This is a genomic window from Actinomycetota bacterium, assembly GCA_040905475.1.
In the GTDB taxonomy this organism is placed as follows: Bacteria; Actinomycetota; AC-67; order AC-67; family AC-67; genus DATFGK01.
The window spans coordinates 27730-51928 of sequence record JBBDRM010000026.1; the positions used below are offsets into that span (position 1 = coordinate 27730).

The following is a 24199-nucleotide window of genomic DNA, read 5'->3' on the forward strand; positions in this document are numbered from 1 at the left end:
CCTCCCGCGACTGACCGGCCGCTAGAACAGCGGCGAGGTCGGCTCCAGCCCGAGCAGCACGCGCCCGGCATCTTCGAGCACCGGCGGCGACAGCACGAAGTGGTGCGTGACCGCATCCGCGTCGCGCTGCATCCGCTGGATCGGCGACTTCAAGTAGAGCGAGTTCCCGCCGGCGATCGTGCTCACGCGGTGGGCGACGGACGCGGCGACTCTCGCCGCCTCGCTCGCAGCGAGCCGCACAAGGGCATTCTGCCGGGGCGTGAACTTCTCGCCGGTGAGCAGCGTGTCCCACAGATCCTCCATCGAGTCGTAGAGGAACGCCCTCGCGCCGCTGAGCTTCGCCTCCAGACGTGCGACTTCGATCTGTGTCGAAGGCTTGTTCGCGAGGCTCGTCATGCTCATCGTCGGCATCTTCCCGCCGGCGAGCTCGATGAGCTCGTCGATCGCTCCGCGCGCGATCCCCAGTCCGACGCTCGCCACCATGGAGGCGAAACCCGCGATGTCGGTCCGTGTGCCGGGGTCTTGTGGCCGGCTCCAGTTCGTCGGGTCGAACATGTGGAACGTGCGGTGCGCCGGGACGAAGACGTCCTTACCGCTGAAGTCGTTCGACCCGGTCCCCTTGAGGCCGTTCACGAACCACGTGTCCTGGACCTCGATCTCCGTCACCGGCACGAAGCCCCACACGAGCTCCGGGATCCCCATCGGGGTCATCCGTGGCTGACCGTCGTAGAGGATGACGCATCCGGCGGCCACCCAGTCGACGTGGGTGATGCCGCTCGCGAAGGGCCACGTCCCGTTGAACTTGAACCCACCATCGACGGGAACGGCCATTCCCTTCGGGGGGATCGCGGCCGCCGTCGGCATCGAGGGGTCGGAGAAGACCTCCTTGATTCCCTCCTCGGTCATCTTCGGGGCGACGTCCGCGCCGCCGCCGCAGATCATGGCGATCCAGCCGGCGGACCCATCGACCGCGGCGATCTTCTCGAAGACCCGCATCCCATCGGTGATCGAGGCGCCGTCCCCGCCCAGATCGGTCGGGAAGCCGGCTTTCCAGATACCGGTCGCGGCCATGTCGGCGACGAGGTCTTTCGGCATCCGGCGGCCTTCTTCGATCTCCTCCCGCCGCTCCTTGATCTTCGGCAGCAGCTCGCTCAGCTTGGTGGCGAAACCCGTCCCGGCCATGGCCTCCCCCTTCTTCCTCGTGGTCCTACTGTCTCTTATCTGGGCTCGACGGTACAACCGGAGCTCGAGCCAGTCATGGGGAGAATTAACCAACTCTGGCCTGTGGGATCGATGGGCATTCCTCCCGACGAAGCCGGGAGGCCGCGACCCGTCCGTAGACTGAGGCCAGCCATGAAGAACTGCCCTTCCTGTGGGACCGAAGCCCCCGACGACGCCCGGTTCTGCTCGGCGTGCGGCGCAACGCTGGCCGAGCCGGCCCGAGCCGAGGAGCGGAAGCTCGTCACCGTGCTCTTCGCCGACGTCACCGGCTACACGGTCCTCGGCGAGAAGCTCGACGCCGAACGCCTGAAGGAGATCATGGACGCTTACTTCGTCGCGATGCGCGAGGCGATCGAGGCAGAGGGTGGGACCGTCGAGAAGTTCATCGGCGACGCGGTCATGGCCGTGTTCGGGGCTCCGGTCGCACACGAGGACGACCCGGCACGCGCGCTGCGGGCCGCACTTGGGATGCGCGAGCGCCTCAAGGCCCTGAACGAGTCGCTGCGCGCGTCACACGACGTCGCGCTCGAGATGCGGATCGGCGTTAACTCGGGCGAGGTCATGGCGATCGCCGACCCTTCACGCGGGATGGGCCTTGTCACCGGCGACGCAGTGAGCGTCGCGGCCCGGCTCGAGCAGAACGCCGAGCCCGGAGAAGTCCTGGTGGCCGAACGCGTCGCCCGGGCGACCCGCGGCTTCACGTTCGCTGAGGTTGGACCACTCGCGCTGAAAGGTAAAGGGCAGGCAGTCCGCGCACTGCGGCTCGTCGGCGATCAACGCGCGGCAACCGAGCGAGGCATCCCCGGCCTGCGCGCGCCGCTCGTCGGTCGGGACTCCGAGATGGAGCTCCTTGCGTCGTTGTTCAAGCGAGTCGCGGACGAGAAGCGGCCGCACCTCGCCACGGTCTACGGCGACGCCGGTGTCGGGAAGAGCCGCCTCACGTCGGAGTTCCTCCAGGGGATCGAGTCCGGGGCGCATGCTCCTCTGATCGTCTCCGGGCGCTGCCTTCCGTACGGCGAAGGCGTCACGTACTGGCCGCTGGCCGAAATCCTCAAGGGCCTCGCCGGCGTCCTCGATACCGACCCACCCGACCTCGTCGTCGAGAAGATCCGTAAGCTCGGGCGCGAGCTGCTCACGCCGGAGGTCGCCGCCGAGCCGGCCCGTTCGACGGCCGCACTTGCGTACACGGTCGGGGTCGAGGACCCGGCCGTTTCTTTCCGTGAGCTGTCACCACGTCAGGTCCGGGTCGAGACGCACTCCGCCTGGCGCTCGCTGTTCTCGGGACTGGCCCTGGATCGCCCGGTCGTTGCGTTGATCGAGGACATACACTGGGCGGACTCGGCGCTGCTCGATCTCCTCGAGGAGCTCGCCGACCGGATACAGGGACCGGTCCTGCTGATCTGTCCGGCGCGTCCGGAGCTCACGGAGCGCCGGCCGGCGTGGGGCGGCGGACGGCGGAACTTCTCGTCGATCTTCTTGGATCCGTTGTCGCTCGACGAAGCGGGCCGCCTCATCGAGTTCCTTCTGTCGGTAGAGGATCTCCCGCGCGACGTGAACGAGCGCATCCTTGAGCGAGCGGAGGGCAACCCGTTCTTCCTCGAGGAGATCGTGCGGCATCTGATCGACGAGGGGATGATCGTCCACGAAGAAGGCCGCTGGAAGGGCACCGCCGAGTGCGGCGAAGTCGTCATCCCCGACACGGTGCAAGGTGTGCTCGCCGCCCGGATCGACCTGTTGTCGCTGCAGGAGAAACGCGTGGCCCAGAGCGCAGCGGTCGTCGGTCGCATCTTCTGGACCGGGCCACTGCGCAGGCTCGTCGGCGACGAAGTCGACGACATCGACGAGGTGCTCGACGGCCTGGAGTCCCGCGAGCTGATCCGCGCTCGCCTGTCGTCCTCGATCGGCGGTGACCGCGAGTACATCTTCAAGCACGTTCTCACGCGCGACGTCTCGTACGAAGGCCTGCCGAGGCGCGATCGCGCCGCGGCGCATGCCACGGTGGCAGTGTGGCTGGAGGAAACCGCCGGCGAACGGCGCCGTGAGTTCGCGGAGCTTCTCGCCTACCACTTCGGGGAGGCGGTGAAGGGTGCCGCTCGTCTCGACGCGGTCGACGCGGAGCCGCTTCGCGCGAACGCCGTGCGTTACCTCCTCCTCGCTTCGGACGTCGCGAAGGATCGCTACGTCATCGAGCGGAGCCAGCGGTACGCGGAGGAAGCGCTCGCGCTCGCGTCCGACGGTATCGAGCGTGCGGAGGCTCTTGAGCTGCTCGGACTCGCCTACCAATACAACTATCGAGGGCAGGACGCGTGGCGGACGCTTTGCCAGGCCGTCGATGAGGTGGTGGCGGCGGCTCCCGACGACCATCGCCGCATCGCGGAGTTCTGCGCGTGGGCGCTGGAGACCCCGCTGCGATACCCGGGATCCATGACGCGCGTGACTCCCGAGCACGAGGTTCGCAAGTACATCGACATCGGAATGGAAGCCGCGTCGCATCTCGGCGAGGACTCCCCGGAGCTGATCCGTATCCTGATCGGCAAGTCGTTCTGGCCGTACGCATTCCCCCCCGAGAACGACGAGGAGTACTCGACCGCGAAGGCCGACGGACTGCGCGCGGCGGAGATGGCGCGCCGCCTCGGGGATCCCCGCCTCGAGTCCGCGGCTCTGGACGGAGCAGGATCGGCGCCGATGATGCAGGGCCTCTATCGCGAGGCCGAGGAGATCCATCGTCGCCGGTTGCGATTGACTTCTCAGCTCGGCGATCCGTGGGAGGTCGGCGACATCCACGCGATGGTGGCATGGGTCGACTTCATCATGGGTCGATTCAGGAACGCGGCGACCGCGAACGACGAACGCATCGCTGTGACCGAATCCGACGCGCCCGGCGTCGCGGTTCACGTCCTATCGTGGACCGTGCTCGCGCGATTCCGCCTGGGTGAATGGGACGAAGCCCTCGCGGACCTCCGGCGCATAGAGGACCTCCTCGGTGAACGCCGCTCCACCCCGCCGTACTTCGCTTCGCGCGCGTTCGCCGCGGCTGCGCTCATCCATGAGGTCCAAGGGAACAGCGCCGCCGCCGACGCGATCATCTCGAGACTACGAGTTCTCGAGACCGAGCACGACGAAAAGGATCTCGTTGCGTGGAGTCCCTGGCTCGCTCCGCTTTTCATCCGTCGCGGCGACATCGACCGGGCGATGGCGATCGCCGAGTACGCCCAGACGGTGAAGCGGTGGAGCGGGCTGCATTCGGTGTACTACGAAGCTGTCTGTGAGGCGCTGCCCGCCGCCGGGCGATGGGAAGAGATCCCCGAGCGAGCACGCGACCTCCGGGCATACGCGGAGCGAGGCGGGTTCGAGGCGCTGCCGCCGGCGGTGGACGTGATGGAGGGACGGCTGGCGGTGCACTCGGGGGACCTCGAGCGGGCTGTGGAGCTGTTTCGGTCTGCGATCGAAGGGTTCGCGCGGCTGGGTGCTGCCTGGGACGTCGCGCGGGCCGAGCTCGCGCTAGGGGAGACCTTGCTCGCGCTCAGGCGCCGAGACGAAGCTGCCGAACTCCTGCGCGGAGCTTTTGACACGTTCGAGCGGCTGGGCGCGGCGCGCGAGCGGGATCAGGCGCGCACCCTCTTGGGCTAGCCCTCGGCCTTAAGCGAGATTCGAGCTGCGCGGGTACGCCACCGAAGGATCCGTGAGCACGTTCACCAGGCTCGGGCCCGGCGTCGCGAGCGCACGATCCAAAGCAGGACCGAGCTCATCCGGTGTTCGCACCAGCTCGCCGTGACCACCGAGCGCCGACATGACTTCGTCGTAGCGCGTTTCTGGCCGGAGCTCGGCGGCGACGTCGTAGCCGTAGACGAACTGCATCGGGTGCTTCTCAAGGCCCCAGATGCCGTTGTTCCCGCACACCATCGTCACGTTGACGCCGAACCGAACCAGCGTGTCCCAGTCCCCCATACCGAACCCGGCCGCGCCGTCGCCGAGCAGCACCACGACCTGCCGGTCCGGATGAAGCAGCCCCGCCGCGAGCGCGTAGCCGGGCGCGGTGCCGAGGCAGCCGTACGGGCCGGGGTCGAGCCAGCCGCCGGACTCGTACACGTCGACGAACTTGCCGGCGTAGGACGCGAAGTCCCCGCCGTCGCAGATCACGATCCCGTCGCGCGCGAGGCGCGGCCGCAGCTCTCCGTAGACCCGTGCCGGGTGGAGCGGGGCCCGGCCGTCGCTTAGCTCGCCCTCGAAGGCGGCGCGCTTGGAGGTCTCGGTCGCGCGGAGCTCGCTCACCCAGTCCTCGCGATCGCGCGCCGGCGCGCCGGAGAGCGCCTCCAGGATCGGAGTCAATGGGCCGCCGACGCCGGCCACGAGCGAGACGTGCTTCGCGACGGTCCGCGGGTCGTCGGTCAGGTGCATGACGCCGGCCGAACCGAAGTTCCCGAACCCGAGCCGGAAGTCGAGCGCCGTCCCGGCGACGATCACCAGATCGGCACGCCCGAAGGCGTGGCCGCGCGCGTTCGAGAACGCCAGCTCGTGATCGGCCGGCAGCACGCCGCGTCCCATGCCGTTCATGAACGCCGGGAGGCGCTGGGTCTCCACGAGCATCCGCGCCGCCTTCTCGGCGTTGCCGGCCCACACGTCGGACCCGATGAGCAACACGGGGCGTTCGGCCGTAGCGAGCGCACGCGCCGCAGACTCCTGGTCGTCGATCGACATCGTGACCGGATAGGGCGCGGGGCCGGGGATCTCGGCCTCGGCGCGGCTGAACAGGATGTCCATCGGGAAGTCGAGGAACGCCGGGCCGCGGTGCGGCATCGAGGCCGCCGCGAGCGCGGCCGCGGTTCGCTCGGCGATCGCGCCGGGCTCGAAGACGGTCTCGGCGAACTTGGTGATCGTGCGGACGAGCGGCAGGTGGTCCATCTCCTGCAGGCTCCCTTGCCCCCACCGCAGTTCGGGCGCCCGGCCGCCGAGCACCAGCATCGGCGATCCGTTGAAGTGAGCCGATGTGATCGCGCTCATGCCGTTGGTCACGCCGGGCCCGGCCGTCAGCGCCGCAACGCCGGGGACACGAGCCAGCTTGCCGTGCGCCTCGGCGGCGAACGCAGCCGCTTGCTCATGGCGGGTGTCGATGATGCGCATGTCGCGCGTATGGAGTCCGTCGAAGACCGGGAAGATGTGGCCGCCGGACAAGGTGAAGATCCGGTCGATGGAGTGAGTCCGCAGCGTCTCGGCGATCAGGTCGCCGCCGTGTCCTTCGATCCGAGGCATAGGCGCATATGGTGTCGGCTTCCGCCGCGTACGGCAAACGCGCCTACTTCACGGCAAGTTTCTTCGCGCTGCTCTGATCCGACTTCCACGTCTTCGTGTACCACGAGACGAGCATGTAATACGTCGTCTTGGAGGGCTTCACGGTGAGCGTGAACTTGCCCGTTTTCCCCGTCGTGCGTGTGGCCGCTACCTTCCAGACGGAGGAGCCGGCGCGCCGGTAGTACACGCTCACCTTCATCCCGATGATCGCCTTTCCGTTGCTCTTGGCGACCAGCTTTCCGGTGAGCTTTGCCGACTTTCCCTTGGAGATGGTCTTCTTCGAGAGACCCACCGTCGCAACGGTCGTTCGCCGCTTCGAAGGGATCAGCAGCTTGTACGTGCGTGATGCGCTGCTCGACATCCCGAGTGAGTCGGTCACCACGGCCGTCACCTGACCGGCCCCGGCAGAGGTCGCGGGACAGTAGAAGGTGTTCGTCGCCCCGCTTCCGACGAAGAACTTGCAGTCGGTCCTACTCGACGACCAAGCGATCGAATAGGTCCGGCCCGCGGGGATGACGACCGACGCGCTCACAGCGACCGCGTTGCCTGCGTAGAACGCGGCCGGTGCGACCACCGAGATCGCCGGAGGCGGCGGCGGCGGGGGGGCTCCCTCGAGGAAGCTGGATCTCGCAACGTTCCAATGGGTCGCGAGATAGCCGGTTGCCGAAGATGACGCGTTGAAGTAGTCGTCGAGGCTGCAATCCACCTGCCAGGAGGGCAGCGAGGGACACGAGCTCGTCATCGCGCTTCCGGAACTGTCCGTGTAGCACATGGTGTCGTTCTCATCGATGCAATGTCCGGCCCCGCTCGAGTTGGGTGCCGATCCTTGAACGGCACCGAGGGTGTGCAGTAGCTCATGAGCCTCCGCGTACGCCCAGCAGGGGGCGTCCACACGCGCGTAGGACGGGCCGCCGTTGTTGTAGTTGTCGTCGGTGGCTCGGTCGTCCCCGTACAGCTCCCCCAACCCGCAGATCCCGACCGATGCATCCATCCAGATCAGGTACTTGCGGTCGCTCCTGTTGAAGCCCTTGGCCACCATCTCGGAGCGCGTGGCGGAGAACGAGTCGTCACCGGCGGCGCTCAGCGTGACGGAGGCGACCGACAGGACGCAGGACTCCGTCACGAAGCGAACGCGGCGGCCCTCCCCCGACTGCCCGGCGCTGAGGTTGATCTGATAGTCGGCGTCGGCGGCGTACTGGCGGATGAGCCCCACGACCGAACTGAATCGATCCGGCACGTTGGACGCGCGGGCGTAGATCGCCTGAACCCGGTTGCCGGCGGAGCCGTCGCCGACACACGCCACCGAGTTTGCGGCTGTGGAGAAGCTCTGCCCGGACTCGGTGGCCTCTACCTCCGGCGCTCGCTTGCTCTTGCCGTAACGACGCTCCCTCAGTTCGTCGATGGTCGGCCGGCGCCGTAGGTCGACCCCGGCCGGCGGGCGCTCGGAGGCGTGCACGCACACGGGCACGCCCCCGCGGATGTCGGTGACGAACGCGCCGTCGCAGCTCGTCCCGGTCGCCGGCGCCTTCGACGCGAGTGACGCCGACCCAAACGCGATCACCGCAGCGAACAAGGCGACGGCGAATGGACGCGATGACGGATCACTCACAACAACCACCTGGGCCGCACCGGGAAGGAACCGACGATCGGCGGCGGCGGAAGGATCGGCAGGTCCGGCAGGAACCCCAGGAGTCCTTCTTCGTCGCCGGGCGGTTCCTCGGGGACAGGGACGGGCGGTGGTGGGTTGTTCCCCGGTGTCTCCGGTGACGGGCCGCCCCCAGCAGGATCCTTCACCTCGCCGGAAACACCGGGGATATCGATGGTTGGGGCCGCCGGACGACCGAACGCGTCGTTGAACGAACCATCCGACGGCGGTGCCAGAAGCGAGCCGGCCTCGAGGGCGGCCGACTGCAGGTCGAGACCGCCGGGGATGAACAGCGCCGCTGCGAGCCCAGCAACCAGCAGCGCGGCGATCGCCGCGAGCAAGAAGCGTTCCTGTGGCCGGTCGGCGTATGCGAAAACGCCGGCTTCTCGTGGCACCAACTCTCCCCTCGGTCGCGTCCGAGGTGTCCCATTGCCCCTTCGGCTAGATCCGGTCGCAACTGAAGGCAGCGATCGCTCCGAGAGGAGGAATCGGGTCCTTTCGGACTGAACATGACTGATGATTCATTCGCACGTTCTGAATGACGAAATTTCTCATTGCTTGATTTGATGTTTGTTGTATTCTCGGAGTGGTAGCACCACCACGGAGCGCGCTTGCCCGATGGGTGCACGTCTCCCTACCGGAGCGCCGCCGCTCCAGAACTCCCGACGCAGGGTCCACGGGCTCGTTCGCCGATCGGGAGGTTCAACGATGAGGGGCATGCGGCCACTGATCTTTCCCGAGCGCGCCGTCGGGGACATCACATACATCGATATACGAGAGGCGGTCCTACGCCGAGAGTTCTTCCTCGAGTACCAGCCGAAAGTGAATCTCCGCACCGGTCGTATCGAAAGCGTGGAAGCATTGGTCCGCTGGCAACATTCCTCGCGCGGCCGCATCGCGCCGGATGCATTCCTTCCGCTCATCGAACGAACGACGCTGATAGGCCGCCTGACGGACCTCGTGCTCAGCGAGGCGGTCGCCCAGTGCGCGGCATTCCGCGACCAGGGTCTCCCGGTCGGAGTAGCCGTGAACGTCGCACCGTCGGCTGTAACCGAGGAGCTGGGCGGGCACATCGATCGCGCGCTGCGGGCGCACCACATCGACGCCGGCCGGCTGACGCTCGAGATCACGCAGACGGACGTGTTCGGGGAACTCGCTAAGGCGACCGAGATCCTTCAAGCGATCGGCGACAACGGGGTGGGTCTGGCGCTCGATGATTAAGGCGACGCGTTGAGGAGGAACGACCATGGGCGGGAAGGTGGCAGTGCTCGAGGACGACGACGCGATCGCCACGTTGCTGAAGCGACTCCTCGCGATGGAAGGGTACGACGTCACAGTCGTTCGGGACGGCCGACAGGCCATGCACGTTCTGGAGTCCGGAAGCTTCGACGCAGCGCTGCTCGACGTGACGCTCCCCGGCAAGGACGGCATCTCCATCATGCGAGAGATCAGGGACAATCCACCGACGCGGGACCTTCCGGTGGTGATGCTCACCGCAAAGACCGACGTCGGATCGACCTGGGAGGGTTGGAAGGCCGGGTGCGATCTGTACGTGACCAAGCCCTTCGATCCCGAGCAGCTGATCCGTTGGTTAAGAGGCGTCATCCATAACCGCTGATCTCGAGGTGTAATCGTGCGGAGACGCGTCGTGAGACCGATCATGTACGGCCTCTTCGTGGCCGCGACCCCTGATCCCCTTCGCGCCGAGCGTTCTCGCCGTCGCCGGCCTAACACCGTTGACCGTCCGAGGCACGAGCATGTCGCCGGCATCGTTTCGAGTCCAGCGAGGCAAGTCGTTGGTCTCGCCCTCATGGTGTCATCCTCGCGTGCGGAAGGGGGGCTCGAGAGACGCGAAACCTACGTTGATCGCTGAATAGGCAGTCGCTCTCCCTACGACAAGGGCAAACCCGTCGCGAGGCGGGGACGCAAAGCCCATGGGACCCCCATCCACCGGGGTCGGCCGGGTTACCGAAAGGGGAGGGACGGACACAAAGCCCGTCACTCCCGATCGATCCCAGCTCGTCGCTGGGAGGTTCGCGGAGGGCGGGCTGTCTGTTTCGGACCATTGGGAGGCCGAACAGGTGCTCAAACGATCCGCATCACTCGCGCTCGTCGCATGTCTGAGCGGCGGGCTCGTCTTCGTCGCGGCGCCACAGGCAGGTGCCCTATCGGGGACCGAGACCTGTTTCTTCAACAAGATCAACGCCGAGCGGGCCAACGTCGGTCGTTCGAAGCTGGTGGCCAAGGGCGACCTGACTTCCGTGGCGCGCAATCACAGCAAAGACATGGCCGCGGATGGAACCATCTACCACAACGGCAATCTGAAGAACGAGGTCGGCGGCAACTGGTGGGCCCTCGGCGAGAACGTCGGGATGGGGCCGGGCTGCGACTCGCTCCATAACGCGTTCATGGACTCGCCCGGCCACAAGGCCAACGTCCTCGACAAGGATTACAACCAGATCGGGGTCGGGGCCGTGATGGAGGAGGGAACCATCTACGTCACGATGGTGTTCGCCGGCCGCCCCTCGGGATCGGCACCGAAGCCGAAGGTGACGGCGAAGCCGAAGCCGGCCGCTGCCCCGCCGAAGCCCAAGCCGGTGCCGAAACCACCGGTGGCCGAGGCGCGCACGATGTCGATCATGCTCGTGCTGTTGGGGATGGACGCCGCACGGGTCGACCCGACGAGTGGTGAGGCGATGGGTGTGTGAGCGACCGAAGAAGAGAGGCCGGATCCCGGGCGCGACTGGGGCGCGCTTGGGGCCCGGCTGGGGAAGAGCCGGGCGGTTAGCGCGAGGTGCTCTGCGCGGCGAGCCGGTCGAACCAGTCCGGCTCCTCGAGCGAGAGCATCAGGTCGATCAGGTCGTCGCTCGTGAGCGTGGGACCTTCGCGGGGCTCGTCGACCTCTGCGGGGATCACCCAGCCGACGCTCTGAACGCCGACCGATCGCAGGAGCGTGATGATCCTCGGGTCTGCGGCCGGCTTGATCACCGAGGTCGCGCAGGAGGGGCAGGTGAATGCGTAGACGGAACGGTCTGGCGTGGAGCAGATGCGGAGTTCGAGTTGTGAGGGTGCCAGCTCGATGTCGCCGCAGCGTCCGCAGGTGGTCTTGACGATGGTGTCCACCGCTACCCTTTCCCCGGGCTCGTGGTCCGTGCCCGAAGCATGCCGGTTCGCCTGACAAATGTGGATAGCCCTTCCGGGTAGTTTCCTGTAGTCCGCCCGGGTCCTACGGCGGGCGGTCTTTCAGCCGGTAGACGAATCGGACGGCCGACCAGTTCCCGTCGATCGCACAGCTCTTGTTATCGACCATGCCGGCGTCCAGGCCGACCGCCTGCACGTTCTCGAATGTGAGGTCGGTAGCGAGGCTCGAGGACTGCTTGGGGTAGGCCACCCACAGGCCGCCGTTTGAGGCGAGCTTGGGCTTGGTGGAAACGAAGGACGTCTCGAGGCTTTTCAGGCGGGTCGCGAAAAGCAGGATGACGTCGGTGTTCTTGACCGGCTTGGCGAGGCGTTGGGCGCCGGGCGGGATCGCGATCGAGACATCCTCGGGCGCGCGAACGATCGCGACGCTCCCACCATCTTTGATGCCGAGCTTCTTCCAAAGCGGCGTGCCCGAGTAATCCTTGTCCGCCACGGCCTGGATGATACGTCGGTAACGCTCGTCGACCGGCTCAAGCGGATCGCGGCGCCTGGCCGGATCGGGCGTTTCATGTCGTTCTGGACTTCACTCCCCTTTCGGTCGACGATTGCGCTCCATGAATGTGGCGCCGCGCGCGCTGCCCGAACTGCCGATCGGGCGCGAAGTCGAGGCGACGCGGCTGGCGCAACTGATCGACGACACCGTGGCCGGCGCCAAACGTGCCGTCGTACTTCTGGGCGCCCCGGGTATCGGCAAGACCACACTTCTTCGATGGACGCGGGATCGCGCCGAACGACGCGCATGTATCACCGCATCGGTGCGCGTGCCCGCGGCGGCCGGCCTTCCTCCGCGGTATCCCCTTGGTCAACTGCTCGAGGGATTCGCCACCGCGTGCATCCATCGGGGGTTCCCGGTGCCGGACCGGCTCGGGCGTGTCGTCGCAACGCTTACCGGAAACGGCTCGATCGACACGTACGCGGTCGACGTTCCCCAGATCGCGGACGCGCTCGAGGAGGTTGGGCGGGCCGGTCCCCTCGCGGTTTTCATCGACGACTACCACTGGACGCCGCCGGAAGGTGTTGAGCTCCTCATCGCTGCCCTACGAGTCCTGGAGACCCAAGTGTGTCTCGTAGCGTCGGCGCGTCTGCACGGTCTCGGCGAGGAAGCGGCTGCGTCGCTCCCCGAGCCGAGCGCGGATCTATGGGTAGAGCACCTGGAGGTTCGCGGGCTCGAGGCGTCAGCAGTCGCTTCCTTGGCCGAGGCGATCCTCGGGGCAGATGTCCTGCCCTCTCTGGTCGACGCTCTCTATTCGCGAACGTTCGGGAATCCGCTGTTCATCGTCGAGACGCTTCAGGGATGGCGCACCGGCGGCGCGCTCGTCCTCACGGGAGGGTTCTGGGGGGTCGATCAGGACGCCGCTCCCGCTCAACCGCGGTCGCTCAGGGAGATGATCACCGCACGACTGGCTCGCATCGATACGGACGCACTCGCCGTCGCTCGCTCGCTCGCTGCGATCGGACGCGACGCCGATTTCGATGAGTTATCCGCGGTTGGTGACGTGGGAGGCTCGCGGCTCGTTCAGGTCGTCGATCAGCTGATCGATGACGGACTCGTCGCGTTCGATCCGCACCCTTCTCCTCGGTACCGGCTTGCTCACCCGTTATACGGAACCGCACTACTCGATGAGGAAGGAACGTCGGGACGTTCCTTGCTCCACGGAAGGATCTTCGCCGAGCTTCGACGGCGAGGCGATACAGGACGGACGACCTCGGCCGCCGAGCTTGCTCATCATGCGGTTCGCGCGCTGACTCCGCCGTCTGATCTGCGCGTCGTCCTCACCGCAGCCGCGGAGGAAGCGGAGGCCGCGGGGAGCTATGAGGAAGCGGCAGTTTGGTACGGCCATCTCGCTGAGGCCGCCGACGATCCTCGAGAGCTCGCCCGAGCCCTTCGTGGACAAGCGACGGCTGCGATCAACACCGACCCGCAGCGAGCGATCGGTCTATTCACCTATGCACTGGAATTGGAGTCGGACGCAGAAAGCCGGGCACGCCTCTTCCTCGGCCGCGCCCGGGCTTTTCGGGTCGTCGGCACCCCCGAGCTCGCCTTCGCCGACCTGGATCAGGCTCTACCACTCGCCGCTCGAGACGAGGTGTTCGACATCCGTCATGCGATCGGTGCTTTCAATGGGATGCTCCGTCGCCTCGATGAGGCCGAACTGATCTTTCGCTCGCTGGCAGAAGAGAGCGTCAACACGTCGAATCATTCCAAGGCCGTCGGCCATCTCGGCATGGTGGCGCTCATCCGGGGATCGATCGCCGAAGGCACAAGACTCATGGCGTCGGCCCTCGCGACCTGCACCGACGACGAATACGCAAGCTACCTCCGCGGCAATCTCGCCTGGCTGTTCGGACTGCTCGGTCGCTGGGAAGAGGCCGAGGCGATGGTTGAGCAGACGCTCGCGATCGCCGTTGCCTCGGGGGATATCTACACCGAGTGCTCCATATCTGGGATCGGGGGTCGGCTCGCGGCCTGGCGAGGAGATCTCGCCAAAGCCTTCGACCGAGCTACGCGCGGGCATCGGTTGGCTCTCCGGCTGGGCAACCCAGCAGATGTGATCGCCACGAGCGATGCCCTGGCGGCGGCGCTCATGGAGAACGACATGCACGATGAGGCGGCGGGGATGCTCGCCCACATCCTCACCATCGACGGGCCCGAGACCGAGGAACGAGAGATGAGCTACTCGTTCACGGTCTTCGCGCGCGCCTGTCTCCTCGCCGGCGATCCGGTCCGCGCTCGGACCGCTCTGGATCGTGCACGCACTCACCTGCCGGGGGCTCCGTTCTGGGCCGTGGCGATCGATCGTTGCGACGCCCAGATAGACATGGCTTGTGACGACCCGCAGCGGGCACTCGGCCGGCTGCGACCATGGCTCGAGCGACCGACCGAAATCGTGCTCGAGCATGCCCATGTGTGCGACGTGACCTCGCAAGCGCTCATCGCGCTCGGCGACAGAAACGGCGCCGAGGCACGAGCGAGCGAGGCGCTTGCCGGCTACCAGCGGCTGGGCGCGAGTCGCATGGCGGAACGGATGTCCGCACGACTGGATGCGATGAGGACGCCGAGGAAAGGCCGGCCGCGGTCTTCGCTGCCCGGCCAGCTCACGGCTCGAGAGTCGGAGATCTTGCGGTGGGTTGTGCTCGGCCGGTCGAACCAGGGAGTCGCCGACGAGTTGGTGATCAGCGTCGCGACCGTGAAGAAGCACCTCGAGAACATCATGGCCAAGGCCGGGGTGTCGCGACGGACGGAGCTGGTGCCCTTCGCCATCAGCGTCGGCGTGCTGGCTGCGGAGGAGCTGATTCTCGAGCGCGAAGCCGTGCGAGAACGGGCCGCGGGCTCGCTCGTACCGCGCCCCGCACGAACATATCCGCCGGTCGCTGCGCGCTCCGTTCGACCGACTCGCGGGAAACAGACGGATCCTCAGCCCTCAGAGAAGCCCGGCAAATGACTTTTCTACGACTTTCTCCGGTTACGAGCGCGCTTACGGGTGCGCGAGTATCGGGACGGCTCGCGAGAGCCGCGATCAGAGGAGAGGGGGTGGAAAAACGTGGGGCCCCGGTGGTGGAGCAAGCAGTTCCCCTGGCGAGAGGAGGTTCATATGCCCCGACCGGTCTATCTGAGGACGTCGGAGGTTGCCCGTCTGCTCCACGTCTCCCCCAAGACCGTATCCAGGTGGGCGAAGGAAGGCCGGCTGCCGTACCTCGCGACGCTCGGCGGGCATCGCCGTTTCCCGCTGACCGAGATCGAGAAGCTGCGCGGCCAGCTCACCTACATCGAAGAGCTGAAGGATCTGATCGGTTGACCCCAAGACCCCCCGGTTGGTCCCCCGCCAACTCGAGTCCGGGTGCACCGCCGTCCCCACGGCGGTGCACCCCACTTGTCACGAAAGGAGGGATCCGAATGAGGTTTCGTTCGATGCTGATCGCGGCACTGAGCCTGGCGATGGTGCTGCTGAGCTCCGCGATGGCCGAGGCCGGCCTTCGGTTGAAGCCGCATTGGTGAAGGCGGCTTCCAGGGGTGAGGTTCGGGCAGCAAACGCTTCAATTCCGACATCGTCCCGCCGGAAAGGAGAGTTTCATGAAGAAGATCCGCACGGCTCTGGTCGCAATCTCGACGCTCGCGCTCGTTGTCCTGGGTTCCGGGATCGCGGAAGCTATTCCGCGCCTCAAGCCGAATTGGTAGAGACCCTACAAACCCACCAACCGTGCGTAAGGTCCCTCACGCGTCCCTTCTCGATGGGGAGCGCGAGGGACCTTGTTGTTCAACTTACCAGTTCGGGCGAAGGGCCTGCAGAACTCCGAGCGCAGTATTCGCGCCGAATGCGGAGACGAGAGCAATGCTCGTCAGGGCCGTAAGCAGGATCCGAGCCTTCTTCATGACATCCTCCTCGAAAAGCCTTTTGTTTCTCGCGCCCCTTGTATCGGCTCGAACACTCAACGAGGTAGATAGGACACAGGGAGTGTTTCTAGTAGCTCCAACGAGCTATCTGGACACGTGTGACGAGGGTCTCGAACGTCGCCGATTTATTGCACGGTCATTCGCAACTAAACGAGACCATTTCGGGCAGCCCAGCTAGCGAGTGCGGCGCGGCTCGAGACGTTGAGCTTCTTCAGCGCGTGGGTGATGTGATCCTGAACTGTCCGATCTGAGAGGAAAAGGCGACCTGCAATGCTCGCATTCGTCTCCCCCTCCGCGACCAGAGCGGCCACTTCTAATTCACGCGGGGAGAGCTGCCCCTTTTCTACGGACGGTCGTCCACGCGTTCTGCCAGATCGAAGACGCAGGCCGAGCTGCCGGCCCAGCGCGTCAACGCGATTCAATTCCACCATTCCGCCCGACATTTCGGCCAGTGACCGCGCGCGCTTAAGATGCTCCTTAGCCTCGGACTTCGAGTCGACTTCCCCTTGAGCGAGAATCGCTTCACTTAGAAGTCTTTCGCAGCGCGCCCTGTCACCGACGTTATTGCAGGCCTCAAACAAATCAACCGCCAGCGTGAGTTGTGATAATGCCTCGTTGGACCGCTTGGCCGATGTCGCGACCAAAGCGCGGACCTCATGTTCGAGGGCTTCCAGATAGGGGTATGCGTAACCGCTAAGAATGTTCCGCAACTCGTCCAGCGTGGCAAGCGCAGACGATGATGCGTCAGCAGTAGCTTCGGCTCTTGCCTTCAGGGCAAGCATCAGACCCAAGTCGAAGCGGTCAGCCTCCCTCCTTGCGTAATCAACCAGAACTCGCGCAGCGTCTACCGCTTCCCGCGCACTCCCTTGACTCAATAAATAGAGGATTTCTGAGAACACGGCCGAGCTGGAATCGCGCGTCAAGTTCTCAGCTGTCATTAGGAGATGGTCTCTCTGCCTCACGCCACCTAGAGAAGTCCACGCTTGGGACAAAGCGGCTTCGGCGCGCAGGTGTTCCCCCCGCTCCAATGCGCTCCATGTTTCAAGCAACCATGCGTAACCGCGCCACCGCTGCCAAGCCACGCGACCCATTGCGGTAAGTTGGGCTACCTCATTGGGCAGTCCCATTAACCACGAAACCCACGCCTGGCTTACATCCAGCGCCCCGAGAGCTGCACGCCCATAGGCTTTCTGCAAGAACGCTCTGCCGTCGCCAAGAACTGCGAGAGCTTCTGCCGGCCTTCCCGCGACAGCTAGTTTGAGCGCATGATTGTTGTGGGTCCTACCTATCACTTCTGCCACACCGGAACGCTTGGCTGCCTCAACGGCATGGTGGCTCAGCGTTAGCGCATGAGCCAGATCTCCATCTAACTCATCGGCCTGCGCTAATCCATCAAGTGCCTCAGCTTCAAGGGTTACATCTCCGGCTGCTTGAGCCATTTCCAGTGCGCGAAGAAGAGTTGGTCGCGCCTCGGCTGTTTCGTTCTGAAGGAAGCACTGGATACTTCCCTTTTGGACAAGGAGTCGAGCGCTCTCGCTGTGATTCGGATCCGCAGCGGACAACAGCTCCAGGGCTTCGTCGAGGACTCCGAGAACACTCGACGGATCCACCTGCCCTTGAAGTGCCCAGGCGAGCCGACTCAACACTTGCGCGGCCTCCAAGTCCCTTCCCTCGCTCTTCAGTTTCTCGGCTGCCTGACGGAAGAGAGTCGCGGCTTCTGCCTCGTTCGCATCCCGAAACTCGACCTCCGCCAACCCGCGCATTGCTCCGACCGCGTTGGCGTCGAGGCCGAGCGCCTTCTTGAAGGCGGTCCGCGCTTCCTCCGTGGCCGCGAACGCCAACGCTCGCTCGCCCGCGCGGATGCCGTACTCGACTGCAGACCGCTTCTCGCCGGCGGCTTGATAGTGCGCGGCCAGCGCTCCAGCGAATGGGTCGAGCTCGCCGGCATGCACCTTCTCGATCGCAGCGGCTAGACGACCGTGGGTCTGGGCGGCCTCTACGGAAACGAGGCTCTCCGCGATCGCTTCTCGAACGAGTGAGTGGCGGAAAACCAGGCGATCTTCGAGATCCTCGAGCAAGCCCGCTCGCGCGGCGGCGGACAGGTGATCCGCAACCCGACCCTCGGGCACGTCGCATGCCACAGCAAGTACCGCGACATCCAGCGCGCCGGTGACGAGGCTCGCTGCACTCAGAAGTCGCGCGGCCTCATCCCCGAGGTCGGCGAGGCGCGCGCCCACCGACTGTTCGATGCTCCTCGGAACGCGAACCCGTTCGCCGTCCGGCCGGCTCGTCGCGAGTTCCTCGATGAAGAACGGCACGCCCTCCCCGAGCCGCACCAACTCGGCGAGCTCGCCCTCTGTCGGGACGCGGTTCCACATCAGCTCCAGCATCTGCGCCATGTCCTCCGCTGTGAGCGGATGCAGCGCAACATCTACCCCTACGCGGTCGCGTGCCAGCGAGTCTTTCAACCGTGAGAGCGAGGCCTCGGATTTCCCGCGCTCGGGACGCAGAGTGGCGACGACGATGTGCTTGTCGTCCTTGGCGGCCCGTGCAAGCTGAAGCACAACAGAATGGGATTGCTCGTCCGCCCAGTGAAGGTCCTCGAGAACGATCAACGGCGGTTTGCCGAGCTGGGCGACGAGGCCGCGAACCTCGGCGGCGACGGCGCGGGGGGCCGGGGCAGGCCGCTGGCCGTCGGCGTCGGTGCGCGTTAGCTCGGAGACGAGCGTGTGGGCTTCGGTCTTCACCGAGGCGCCGCCGCGCTCGGCGATCGACTCCAACAGATCGACGATCAGCGCGTACGGGCCCGGCTGCGCGACTTCCTCGGGCCGCGCCCAAAGCACGATGCGACCCCCACCCCGCTGCGAAGCCTCGGTGGCGAACTCGCGGACGAGGCGCGACTTTCCGATCCCGGCCTCGCCGGAGACGATCGCGACGCCGCCCCCGGCATCGAGGAGATCCCGAAGCGCCGACAGCTCCCGCTGCCGGCCGACGAGCACCGGACAGGGATCCATGATCTACAGGCTACGTCCTGGCTGACGCCGCCGTCAGCATCCGCGCGGCAGGACGCGGCCGTGCGCTATCTACCCCTTGCGGGATTTCACCTCTTCGGTGAGCTTCGGCACGACCTTCAGCGCGTCGCCCACGATCCCGAGGTCCGCCAGCGAGAAGATCGGCGCGTCGGCGTCCTTGTTGATCGCGATGATCCGGTCCGACGATTTCATCCCGACGATGTGCTGCGTCGCGCCCGAGATCCCGACCGCCAGATAGACCTTCGGCTTCACGGTCTTGCCGGTCTGGCCGATCTGCATCGCGTACGGAACCCAACCGGCGTCGACCACGGCTCGCGTCGCGCCCACGGCCGCGTTGCCGATGGCGGCGGCTAGCTCCTCGAGCAGCGAGAAGTTCGACGGGTCCTGCAGCCCGCGGCCGCCCGAGACGACGACCGGTGCCTCTTCGAGCTTCGGTCCGGTCGCTTCTTCCTCGTGACGGTCGGTTCGGCGTGCCTTCTTGAGGTCGTCGCCGATCGACACTTCGACCGGGACCACGTTGGCGGTGCCGCCCGAGGGTTCGGCTTCGAACGACTTCGGTCGGATCAGGATCAACTTCGGCCCTGCGCCGTTCAGCGTGACGTCCACGATCTGCGCGCCGCCCAAGATCGCGGTCTGCGCCTTGTCCTCGCCGAGCACGTCGGTGGAGTTGCTCATCACCGTCGACCCGAGGCGCGCGGCGAGCCGGCCGGCGACGTCGCGCGAGTCGTAGGAGAATCCGAACAGTACGGCGGCCGGCTGGTGCTGACCGATCAGCGAAGCAAGCGCCTCGGCGGCCGGCTGCGCGATGTGATCGGAGTACACGGCGTCGTCGCTCGCGTACACCGTCGTCGCACCGTGCTCGCCGATCGTCTTCGCCGCCTGCGTGGCGCCCGGCCCGAGCGCAACTGCCTCGAGCTCGCCGCCGAGCGTGCGCGCTTTCGTCAGTACCTCGAGCGCGGTCTTGTCCGGCTGCCCGTCGGCGCTTACCTCGACGTAAACCCAGATCTTCGCCATCAGATGACCTTCGCTTCCTTGAGGAAGTCGGCGATCTTCGCCGCTCCGGTCCCATCGTCCTCGAACTTCTCGCCGGCGCCGCGAGCCGGCGCGGGCGAGATCTGCGCAACCTCTTGCGTCGCCTTCGCATCATCCGGCGAAAGCCCGAGGTCGGCGACCGACAGCTGCTCCACCGGCTTGGACTTCGCCTGCATGATGCCCTTGAACGTCGGGTAACGCGGCTCGAACACGCCGGCCGTGATCGTCAACACCGCGGGCAGCGGACACTCGACGATGTCGTAGCCCTTGGTCGTCTGCCGCTGCACCTTGAGTGTGGTGTCGGTCAGCTCGACGTGCTTCGCGAACGTGACCTGCGGCACGCCGAGCAGCTCGGCGATCATGCCGGGCACGACGCCCGAGTACCCGTCGGTCGACTCGACGCCGGCGACGACGAGGTCTACCTCGCCGGCTTTCTTGATCGCCGCGGCGAGCACCCTCGCGGTCGCGAGCGCGTCGGCGCCTGCGAGGGAGTCGTCGGTGACCAGGATGCCCTTGTGGGCTCCCATCGAGAGGGCCTTGCGGATCGCCTCCATGGCGGAGGCCGGGCCCATCGAGACGGCGGTGACCTCGCCGCCGGCTTGTTCGGTGAGCTTGAGCGCGGTCTCGACCCCGTATTCGTCGCCGGGGTCGAGGACGTTCTGGACCCCGGTCCTCTTCAGCCGGTTACCGTCCAGCTGGTAAGGGTTGTTGGGGTCGGGGATCTGCTTCACGCAGACGACGACGTTCATACCTGCCCCTTTTCCTGGGAAAAATATGCGCACGGAGAGTATCTGCGCGTGGGGCGGGGTTCAAACCGGGCAAACGCTAGATCGACCCGGGGCACGGCGGCCGTGAGGGGCGCGCTCCCAGGTGACGGTCCCCGTGATTCACGTCTCCTGAGAGGTTCCGATCACCGGTACGCAGGACGCCGGGCCGCGTTACGCGAACCTTTCTAGTTGGCTCTCCGGGTTTCGCGAGCGGGCCGAGTCGGGATGGTGCGGGATGGTAGAAGTATCCCGGTTGCCGTGCGTTAGCGCGTAGGGTCCGAGTCGTTTAGGAGTTGTCGGGCGATCTGCTTGACCCACAGGCGCCCGACTTGCACAAGTCTCATGAACCGAGCCATCACCAGGGAGGTCGGCATGCGTAGCAGGACACGGGTCGCGGCGGCGTTGATGCTCAGTCTCGCGCTCGGGATCTCGAGCTCTCCGGTCGGGGCCACCGACGCCGCCCAATCCGCGCGTCTCCGTCCGGCCGTCCTGGACCGGACCCTCGCGGGCAAGCTCCTGAAGGCGAAGCCGACGCAGTCGTTCGAGACGATCGTGAGCGTGTGGGATCGCTCCGTGCTCCGCCAGTTGGACCGCATGCGGATCGGGCACCGCAAGATGCGTGTCCTCCCGATGGCCTTCGCGAAACTGACCTCGCTGCAGATCGGCCGGCTGCTCGGCATCCGCGGGGTGCGCAGCATCTACGCGCCGAGAACGTTCCGTCCGATGCTGAACGAGGGCCCCGCGATGATCGGCGCCCGCCACGTCGCGGACACGATGGGGATCGACGGCACAGGCGCCACCGTCGCCGTGATCGACACCGGGGTCGACGCGCTCCACCCCGACCTGACCTACGGCGAGAAAGTGATCGCCAACTACGAGGTTCTTTCACCGGGGATCTTCGACCCGGGAAGCCCTCTCGTCGTCGATATGCCCAACACCGACGACGATGGGCACGGCACGCATGTGTCCGGAACCATCGCCGGTTCCGGGGCCGCAAGCCCGGAAGGCAGGGACCTTCGCGGTGTCGCTCCCGGCGCGAAGCTCATCGTCTACTCGGCGAACCAGGGCCTCACGCTGCTCGAGACCCACACGACGGCGGCCTTCGACGACATCCTTGCCAAAAGAGAAGAGACGAAGGTCCGTGCGGTTTCCAACTCATGGGGGGGCGGAGATGGCTTCGACTACGCTCCCGAGGACCCCACGGCCATCGCCCAAGAGACCGCCTTCAAGCTCGGCGTTCTGCCCGTGTTCGCGGCGGGGAACGGCGGAAGCCCCGGCGACACGACGATCGACGGGGTGAACACGCTCTCACAGCAATGCATCTCGCCGTACGTCGTCTGCGTGGGGGCGGTAACCAAGCACCATCAGGTCGTCACGTTCTCCTCCGTCGGGCGGCCATCGGGAGCCCAGGACCGGGTTATCGCCGAGCGCTATCGGGTCGGGATGTACCGGCCAACCATCACCGCGCCGGGAGTGAACATCACCGCCCCGGCCGCGCTTGCGGCCACGGCCGACGCCGACGCGCCCTACGGCTACATGTCCATCTCCGGTACCAGCATGGCAGCCCCCCACGTCACCGGCGTCGTCGCGCTGATGGCTGCTGCCAACCCCAAGCTGACGCCCAGACAGATGATCGAGATCCTCGAACGCACCGCCGATGCGCAGCCCGGCTGGGACGCGCACCAGGAAGGCGCCGGCATGGTCAACGCGAAGCGCGCCGTCGAGGCCGCGCTGGCGCTCAAGGCCGGCAAGCCGCTGTCGCTCCCGCCTCCGCAGTACGACTACACGCCGCCGGCGCGCGCAGCGAAGTCGCTCGCCACGTTCTCCGGATCGGCGATCCCGGCGAGCTGGGTGCACAAGCAGGGCGTCGAGTCCCACACGTTCAACGTCCCTGCGGGAGTCGAGCGCCTCGACATCACGCTCAGCTGGCCGAACTCGCACGAGAACCTCTACGGCTTCCTTTGGGCTCCCGGGGACACACCCAACGACGAGAACCCGCTCGGAGCCCCCTTCCCGACCCAGGAAACCTGGGGACTCCTCTGCGACGGCCCGGTGCCTGTGGTGAACCCGTGCATGCTCACCGAGCGCAAGATGCTCGTCACGTATCCCGAGCCGGGCACGTGGACACTGCGCGTTTTTGCGCGCACGCTCGCATCCAGCTACGAGGTGAAAGTCGATTCGCTCACCTACACCGTGCCTTCCGTGAGCGCCTCCGTCGCGGGTGGTCGGCTGACCGGGACGGCGTCGTTCCCGATCGTTGAGACCTCCCCGCGCACCATCGAGATGGTGCCGGGGATCCCGGCACGAAACCCGACCGAGAAGCCGCGCGCCGTCTACTTCCACGGGTCCGCTCCGGTGGGCAACCTCGACGTGCTCTCCGGGACCGATCCCGGGTGGAGCAGCGAGGCGCCGACCGGTGGAACGGGGAAGGCGAGCCACGGCGTTTTCCTCGCGAACCAGGACTCCGCCGGGGCGGGCCAATTGGTGGCGCGCTTCAGTGGAATGCTCGAGCGGCCGATCGAGGGCGAAGTCGAGCTGGTCTTCTGGGGATCGGCCGCGACGGCATTGTCGGCGTGGTCGGTCGCACTCCTGGTTCCGGGAGAGGGCGACGAATACGTGGTGGCCGGCACCGCCGACGTTTCGCCGATCCACGTGCCGGGCTCCATGACCCGGGTCGTGGCCCGCGTCCGGGACGTGCGACTGGCGGCGGGAACGCCGCTCACGGTCCAGATCGGCAATCTGCTCGCGCCCGTGTTCAGCGTCCACTACGACGCCGAGGCCACCCCGTCGGGCATGGTGCTTCCGGAGGTGAGCCGGCTGCTGCCCGACCGCGTCGACGGACTCGAAACTGCGGCTCTGCTCGCCGAAGATCTTCGGAACGGGAGCGTGAAGCTGCTGTGGCCACGCGTCTCCGGCGCCCTCGCCTACCGCATATATCAAGGAACCCATCCCGACCGGCTCGCCCCCGTCAGGACCGTTGCCTCAGGGCCCCCGGGCAAGCAGACGACGACCGAGACGATCGAAGGCACGCTCGCGGTCGGGAACCCAGGGACGCAGTTCGGTGCGGGACTCGTCAACAGCGAGTTTTTCCTGTCTTGTTCGACTGATCTCGCCACCAACGGGACCGACGGCGTCGTGATCCCGCTCAAGGAGGGAGCCGGCGACGGACTCCAGACCATGACGGTGAAGGGTGAGGGAATCGCATACGACATCGACGTCTACTTCTACGACGAGGACTGCTCGCAGCTCGACGAAACCCTCGCATCCGAACAAGTGGACGAGTCGGGAGCCATCCCGGAGGGAGCGGCGTACGCGATCGTCAACCTGTGGAGCGGCGTCAACACCTCGTTCACTGCCACCTACACGGTTGGAGGCGACAAGACCGGCGCCGTGATCGATCGCCTGCGTCCCGGCGTGCCACTCTACTTCCGGGTCGCAGCGCTCGGAAAGGGAGGAGCAGAAGGTGTCGCCTCGGATCTGGTCACCCTCCGGCCGACGGCGTTGGAGCGGGCGATCGAGGTCAGCGTCGACGGCGTCAACTGGGTCACGACGCAAACCGTGAACGGCACTGGGCGGAGGGCCTCGTTCAGCGTCCCGGCCAGCCTCGCGGCATCGTCGG

Annotated in this window: 16 protein-coding genes and 1 riboswitch; of the genes, 7 read left to right on the forward strand and 9 right to left on the reverse strand. The window is 66.4% G+C overall.

Features of this window, described 5'->3' with window-relative positions:
- Positions 1-21 precede the first annotated feature (21 nt).
- On the reverse strand, positions 22-1182 hold the full coding sequence (locus WEB06_02500; protein ID MEX2554483.1) for an acyl-CoA dehydrogenase family protein: 1161 nt from the start codon (positions 1180-1182) through the stop codon (positions 22-24).
- A gap of 171 nt (positions 1183-1353) precedes the next feature.
- On the opposite strand from WEB06_02500, the gene WEB06_02505 reads away from it, so the two are divergent.
- Positions 1354-4851 carry an adenylate/guanylate cyclase domain-containing protein gene (locus WEB06_02505; GenBank protein ID MEX2554484.1) on the forward strand — a complete coding sequence of 1166 codons (3498 nt, stop codon included), beginning with the start codon at positions 1354-1356 and terminating at the stop codon, positions 4849-4851.
- Between the two features lie 9 nt (positions 4852-4860).
- On the opposite strand, the gene WEB06_02510 is transcribed toward WEB06_02505, so the two are convergent.
- Genes WEB06_02510 through WEB06_02520 form a run of 3 tightly spaced genes read right to left on the reverse strand, consistent with a single transcriptional unit; the run spans position 4861 to position 8550 of the window.
- Positions 4861-6471 (reverse strand): acetolactate synthase, encoded by a 1611-nt coding sequence (locus tag WEB06_02510; GenBank protein MEX2554485.1) that lies wholly within the window; start codon positions 6469-6471, stop codon positions 4861-4863.
- A 43-nt stretch (positions 6472-6514) separates the two neighbouring features.
- On the reverse strand, positions 6515-8119 hold the full coding sequence (locus tag WEB06_02515; GenBank protein ID MEX2554486.1) for a hypothetical protein: 1605 nt from the start codon (positions 8117-8119) through the stop codon (positions 6515-6517).
- Complete coding sequence (locus WEB06_02520; GenBank protein MEX2554487.1) at positions 8116-8550, reverse strand: hypothetical protein; 435 nt, start codon at positions 8548-8550, stop codon at positions 8116-8118. The genes WEB06_02515 and WEB06_02520 overlap by 4 nt, the downstream gene beginning before the upstream one ends.
- Positions 8551-8863: 313 nt before the next feature.
- Here WEB06_02520 and WEB06_02525 point away from each other — a divergent pair, with 313 nt between their 5' ends.
- The 3 genes from WEB06_02525 to WEB06_02535 all read left to right on the forward strand — a co-directional run bounded on the left by WEB06_02525 (position 8864) and on the right by WEB06_02535 (position 10863).
- The gene (locus WEB06_02525) at positions 8864-9376 is read left to right on the forward strand and encodes an EAL domain-containing protein (protein MEX2554488.1); all 513 of its coding nucleotides are present in this window, start codon (positions 8864-8866) and stop codon (positions 9374-9376) included.
- Positions 9377-9401: 25 nt separating this feature from the next.
- The gene (locus WEB06_02530) at positions 9402-9773 is read left to right on the forward strand and encodes a response regulator (GenBank protein ID MEX2554489.1); all 372 of its coding nucleotides are present in this window, start codon (positions 9402-9404) and stop codon (positions 9771-9773) included.
- Positions 9774-10045: 272 nt separating this feature from the next.
- A riboswitch (cyclic di-GMP riboswitch) is annotated at positions 10046-10128 on the forward strand.
- Positions 10129-10236: 108 nt separating this feature from the next.
- The gene (locus WEB06_02535; protein MEX2554490.1) at positions 10237-10863 is read left to right on the forward strand and encodes a CAP domain-containing protein; all 627 of its coding nucleotides are present in this window, start codon (positions 10237-10239) and stop codon (positions 10861-10863) included.
- 76 nt (positions 10864-10939) lie between these two features.
- Here WEB06_02535 and WEB06_02540 read toward each other — a convergent pair whose 3' ends face one another.
- Together WEB06_02540 and WEB06_02545 are read right to left on the reverse strand one after the other, a co-directional pair.
- On the reverse strand, positions 10940-11278 hold the full coding sequence (locus WEB06_02540) for a hypothetical protein (protein MEX2554491.1): 339 nt from the start codon (positions 11276-11278) through the stop codon (positions 10940-10942).
- Between the two features lie 103 nt (positions 11279-11381).
- The gene (locus WEB06_02545) at positions 11382-11789 is read right to left on the reverse strand and encodes a DUF3052 domain-containing protein (protein ID MEX2554492.1); all 408 of its coding nucleotides are present in this window, start codon (positions 11787-11789) and stop codon (positions 11382-11384) included.
- A gap of 121 nt (positions 11790-11910) precedes the next feature.
- On the opposite strand from WEB06_02545, the gene WEB06_02550 reads away from it, so the two are divergent.
- Positions 11911-14799: an AAA family ATPase gene (locus WEB06_02550; protein MEX2554493.1), complete on the forward strand. Its 2889-nt coding sequence runs from the start codon at positions 11911-11913 to the stop codon at positions 14797-14799.
- 150 nt (positions 14800-14949) lie between these two features.
- Positions 14950-15153 carry a helix-turn-helix domain-containing protein gene (locus tag WEB06_02555; GenBank protein MEX2554494.1) on the forward strand — a complete coding sequence of 68 codons (204 nt, stop codon included), beginning with the start codon at positions 14950-14952 and terminating at the stop codon, positions 15151-15153.
- A 742-nt stretch (positions 15154-15895) separates the two neighbouring features.
- Here WEB06_02555 and WEB06_02560 read toward each other — a convergent pair.
- The 3 genes from WEB06_02560 to WEB06_02570 all read right to left on the reverse strand — a co-directional run bounded on the left by WEB06_02560 (position 15896) and on the right by WEB06_02570 (position 20562).
- On the reverse strand, positions 15896-18763 hold the full coding sequence (locus tag WEB06_02560; protein MEX2554495.1) for an AAA family ATPase: 2868 nt from the start codon (positions 18761-18763) through the stop codon (positions 15896-15898).
- 69 nt (positions 18764-18832) lie between these two features.
- A complete protein-coding gene (locus WEB06_02565; protein ID MEX2554496.1) occupies positions 18833-19795 on the reverse strand; it encodes an electron transfer flavoprotein subunit alpha/FixB family protein in 963 nt (320 codons plus the stop codon).
- The gene (locus WEB06_02570) at positions 19795-20562 is read right to left on the reverse strand and encodes an electron transfer flavoprotein subunit beta/FixA family protein (GenBank protein MEX2554497.1); all 768 of its coding nucleotides are present in this window, start codon (positions 20560-20562) and stop codon (positions 19795-19797) included. Before WEB06_02570 ends, WEB06_02565 begins: the two co-directional genes overlap by 1 nt.
- Before the next feature lie 390 nt (positions 20563-20952).
- Here WEB06_02570 and WEB06_02575 point away from each other — a divergent pair.
- On the forward strand, positions 20953-24199 hold a 3247-nt coding region (locus WEB06_02575), incomplete at its 3' end, for a S8 family serine peptidase (GenBank protein ID MEX2554498.1).

Excerpts from the sequence above, each read along its gene's own strand:
- WEB06_02530 (MEX2554489.1), top strand. The coding sequence starts at position 9,402 with ATGGGCGGGAAGGTGGCAGTGCTCGAGGACGACGACGCGATCGCCACG.
- WEB06_02505 (MEX2554484.1), top strand. The coding sequence starts at position 1,354 with ATGAAGAACTGCCCTTCCTGTGGGACCGAAGCCCCCGACGACGCCCGG.
- WEB06_02525 (MEX2554488.1), top strand. The coding sequence starts at position 8,864 with ATGAGGGGCATGCGGCCACTGATCTTTCCCGAGCGCGCCGTCGGGGAC.
- WEB06_02550 (MEX2554493.1), top strand. The coding sequence starts at position 11,911 with ATGAATGTGGCGCCGCGCGCGCTGCCCGAACTGCCGATCGGGCGCGAA.
- WEB06_02570 (MEX2554497.1), bottom strand. The coding sequence starts at position 20,562 with ATGAACGTCGTCGTCTGCGTGAAGCAGATCCCCGACCCCAACAACCCT.
- WEB06_02555 (MEX2554494.1), top strand. The coding sequence starts at position 14,950 with ATGCCCCGACCGGTCTATCTGAGGACGTCGGAGGTTGCCCGTCTGCTC.
- WEB06_02510 (MEX2554485.1), bottom strand. The coding sequence starts at position 6,471 with ATGCCTCGGATCGAAGGACACGGCGGCGACCTGATCGCCGAGACGCTG.
- WEB06_02500 (MEX2554483.1), bottom strand. The coding sequence starts at position 1,182 with ATGGCCGGGACGGGTTTCGCCACCAAGCTGAGCGAGCTGCTGCCGAAG.
- WEB06_02560 (MEX2554495.1), bottom strand. The coding sequence starts at position 18,763 with ATGGATCCCTGTCCGGTGCTCGTCGGCCGGCAGCGGGAGCTGTCGGCG.
- WEB06_02565 (MEX2554496.1), bottom strand. The coding sequence starts at position 19,795 with ATGGCGAAGATCTGGGTTTACGTCGAGGTAAGCGCCGACGGGCAGCCG.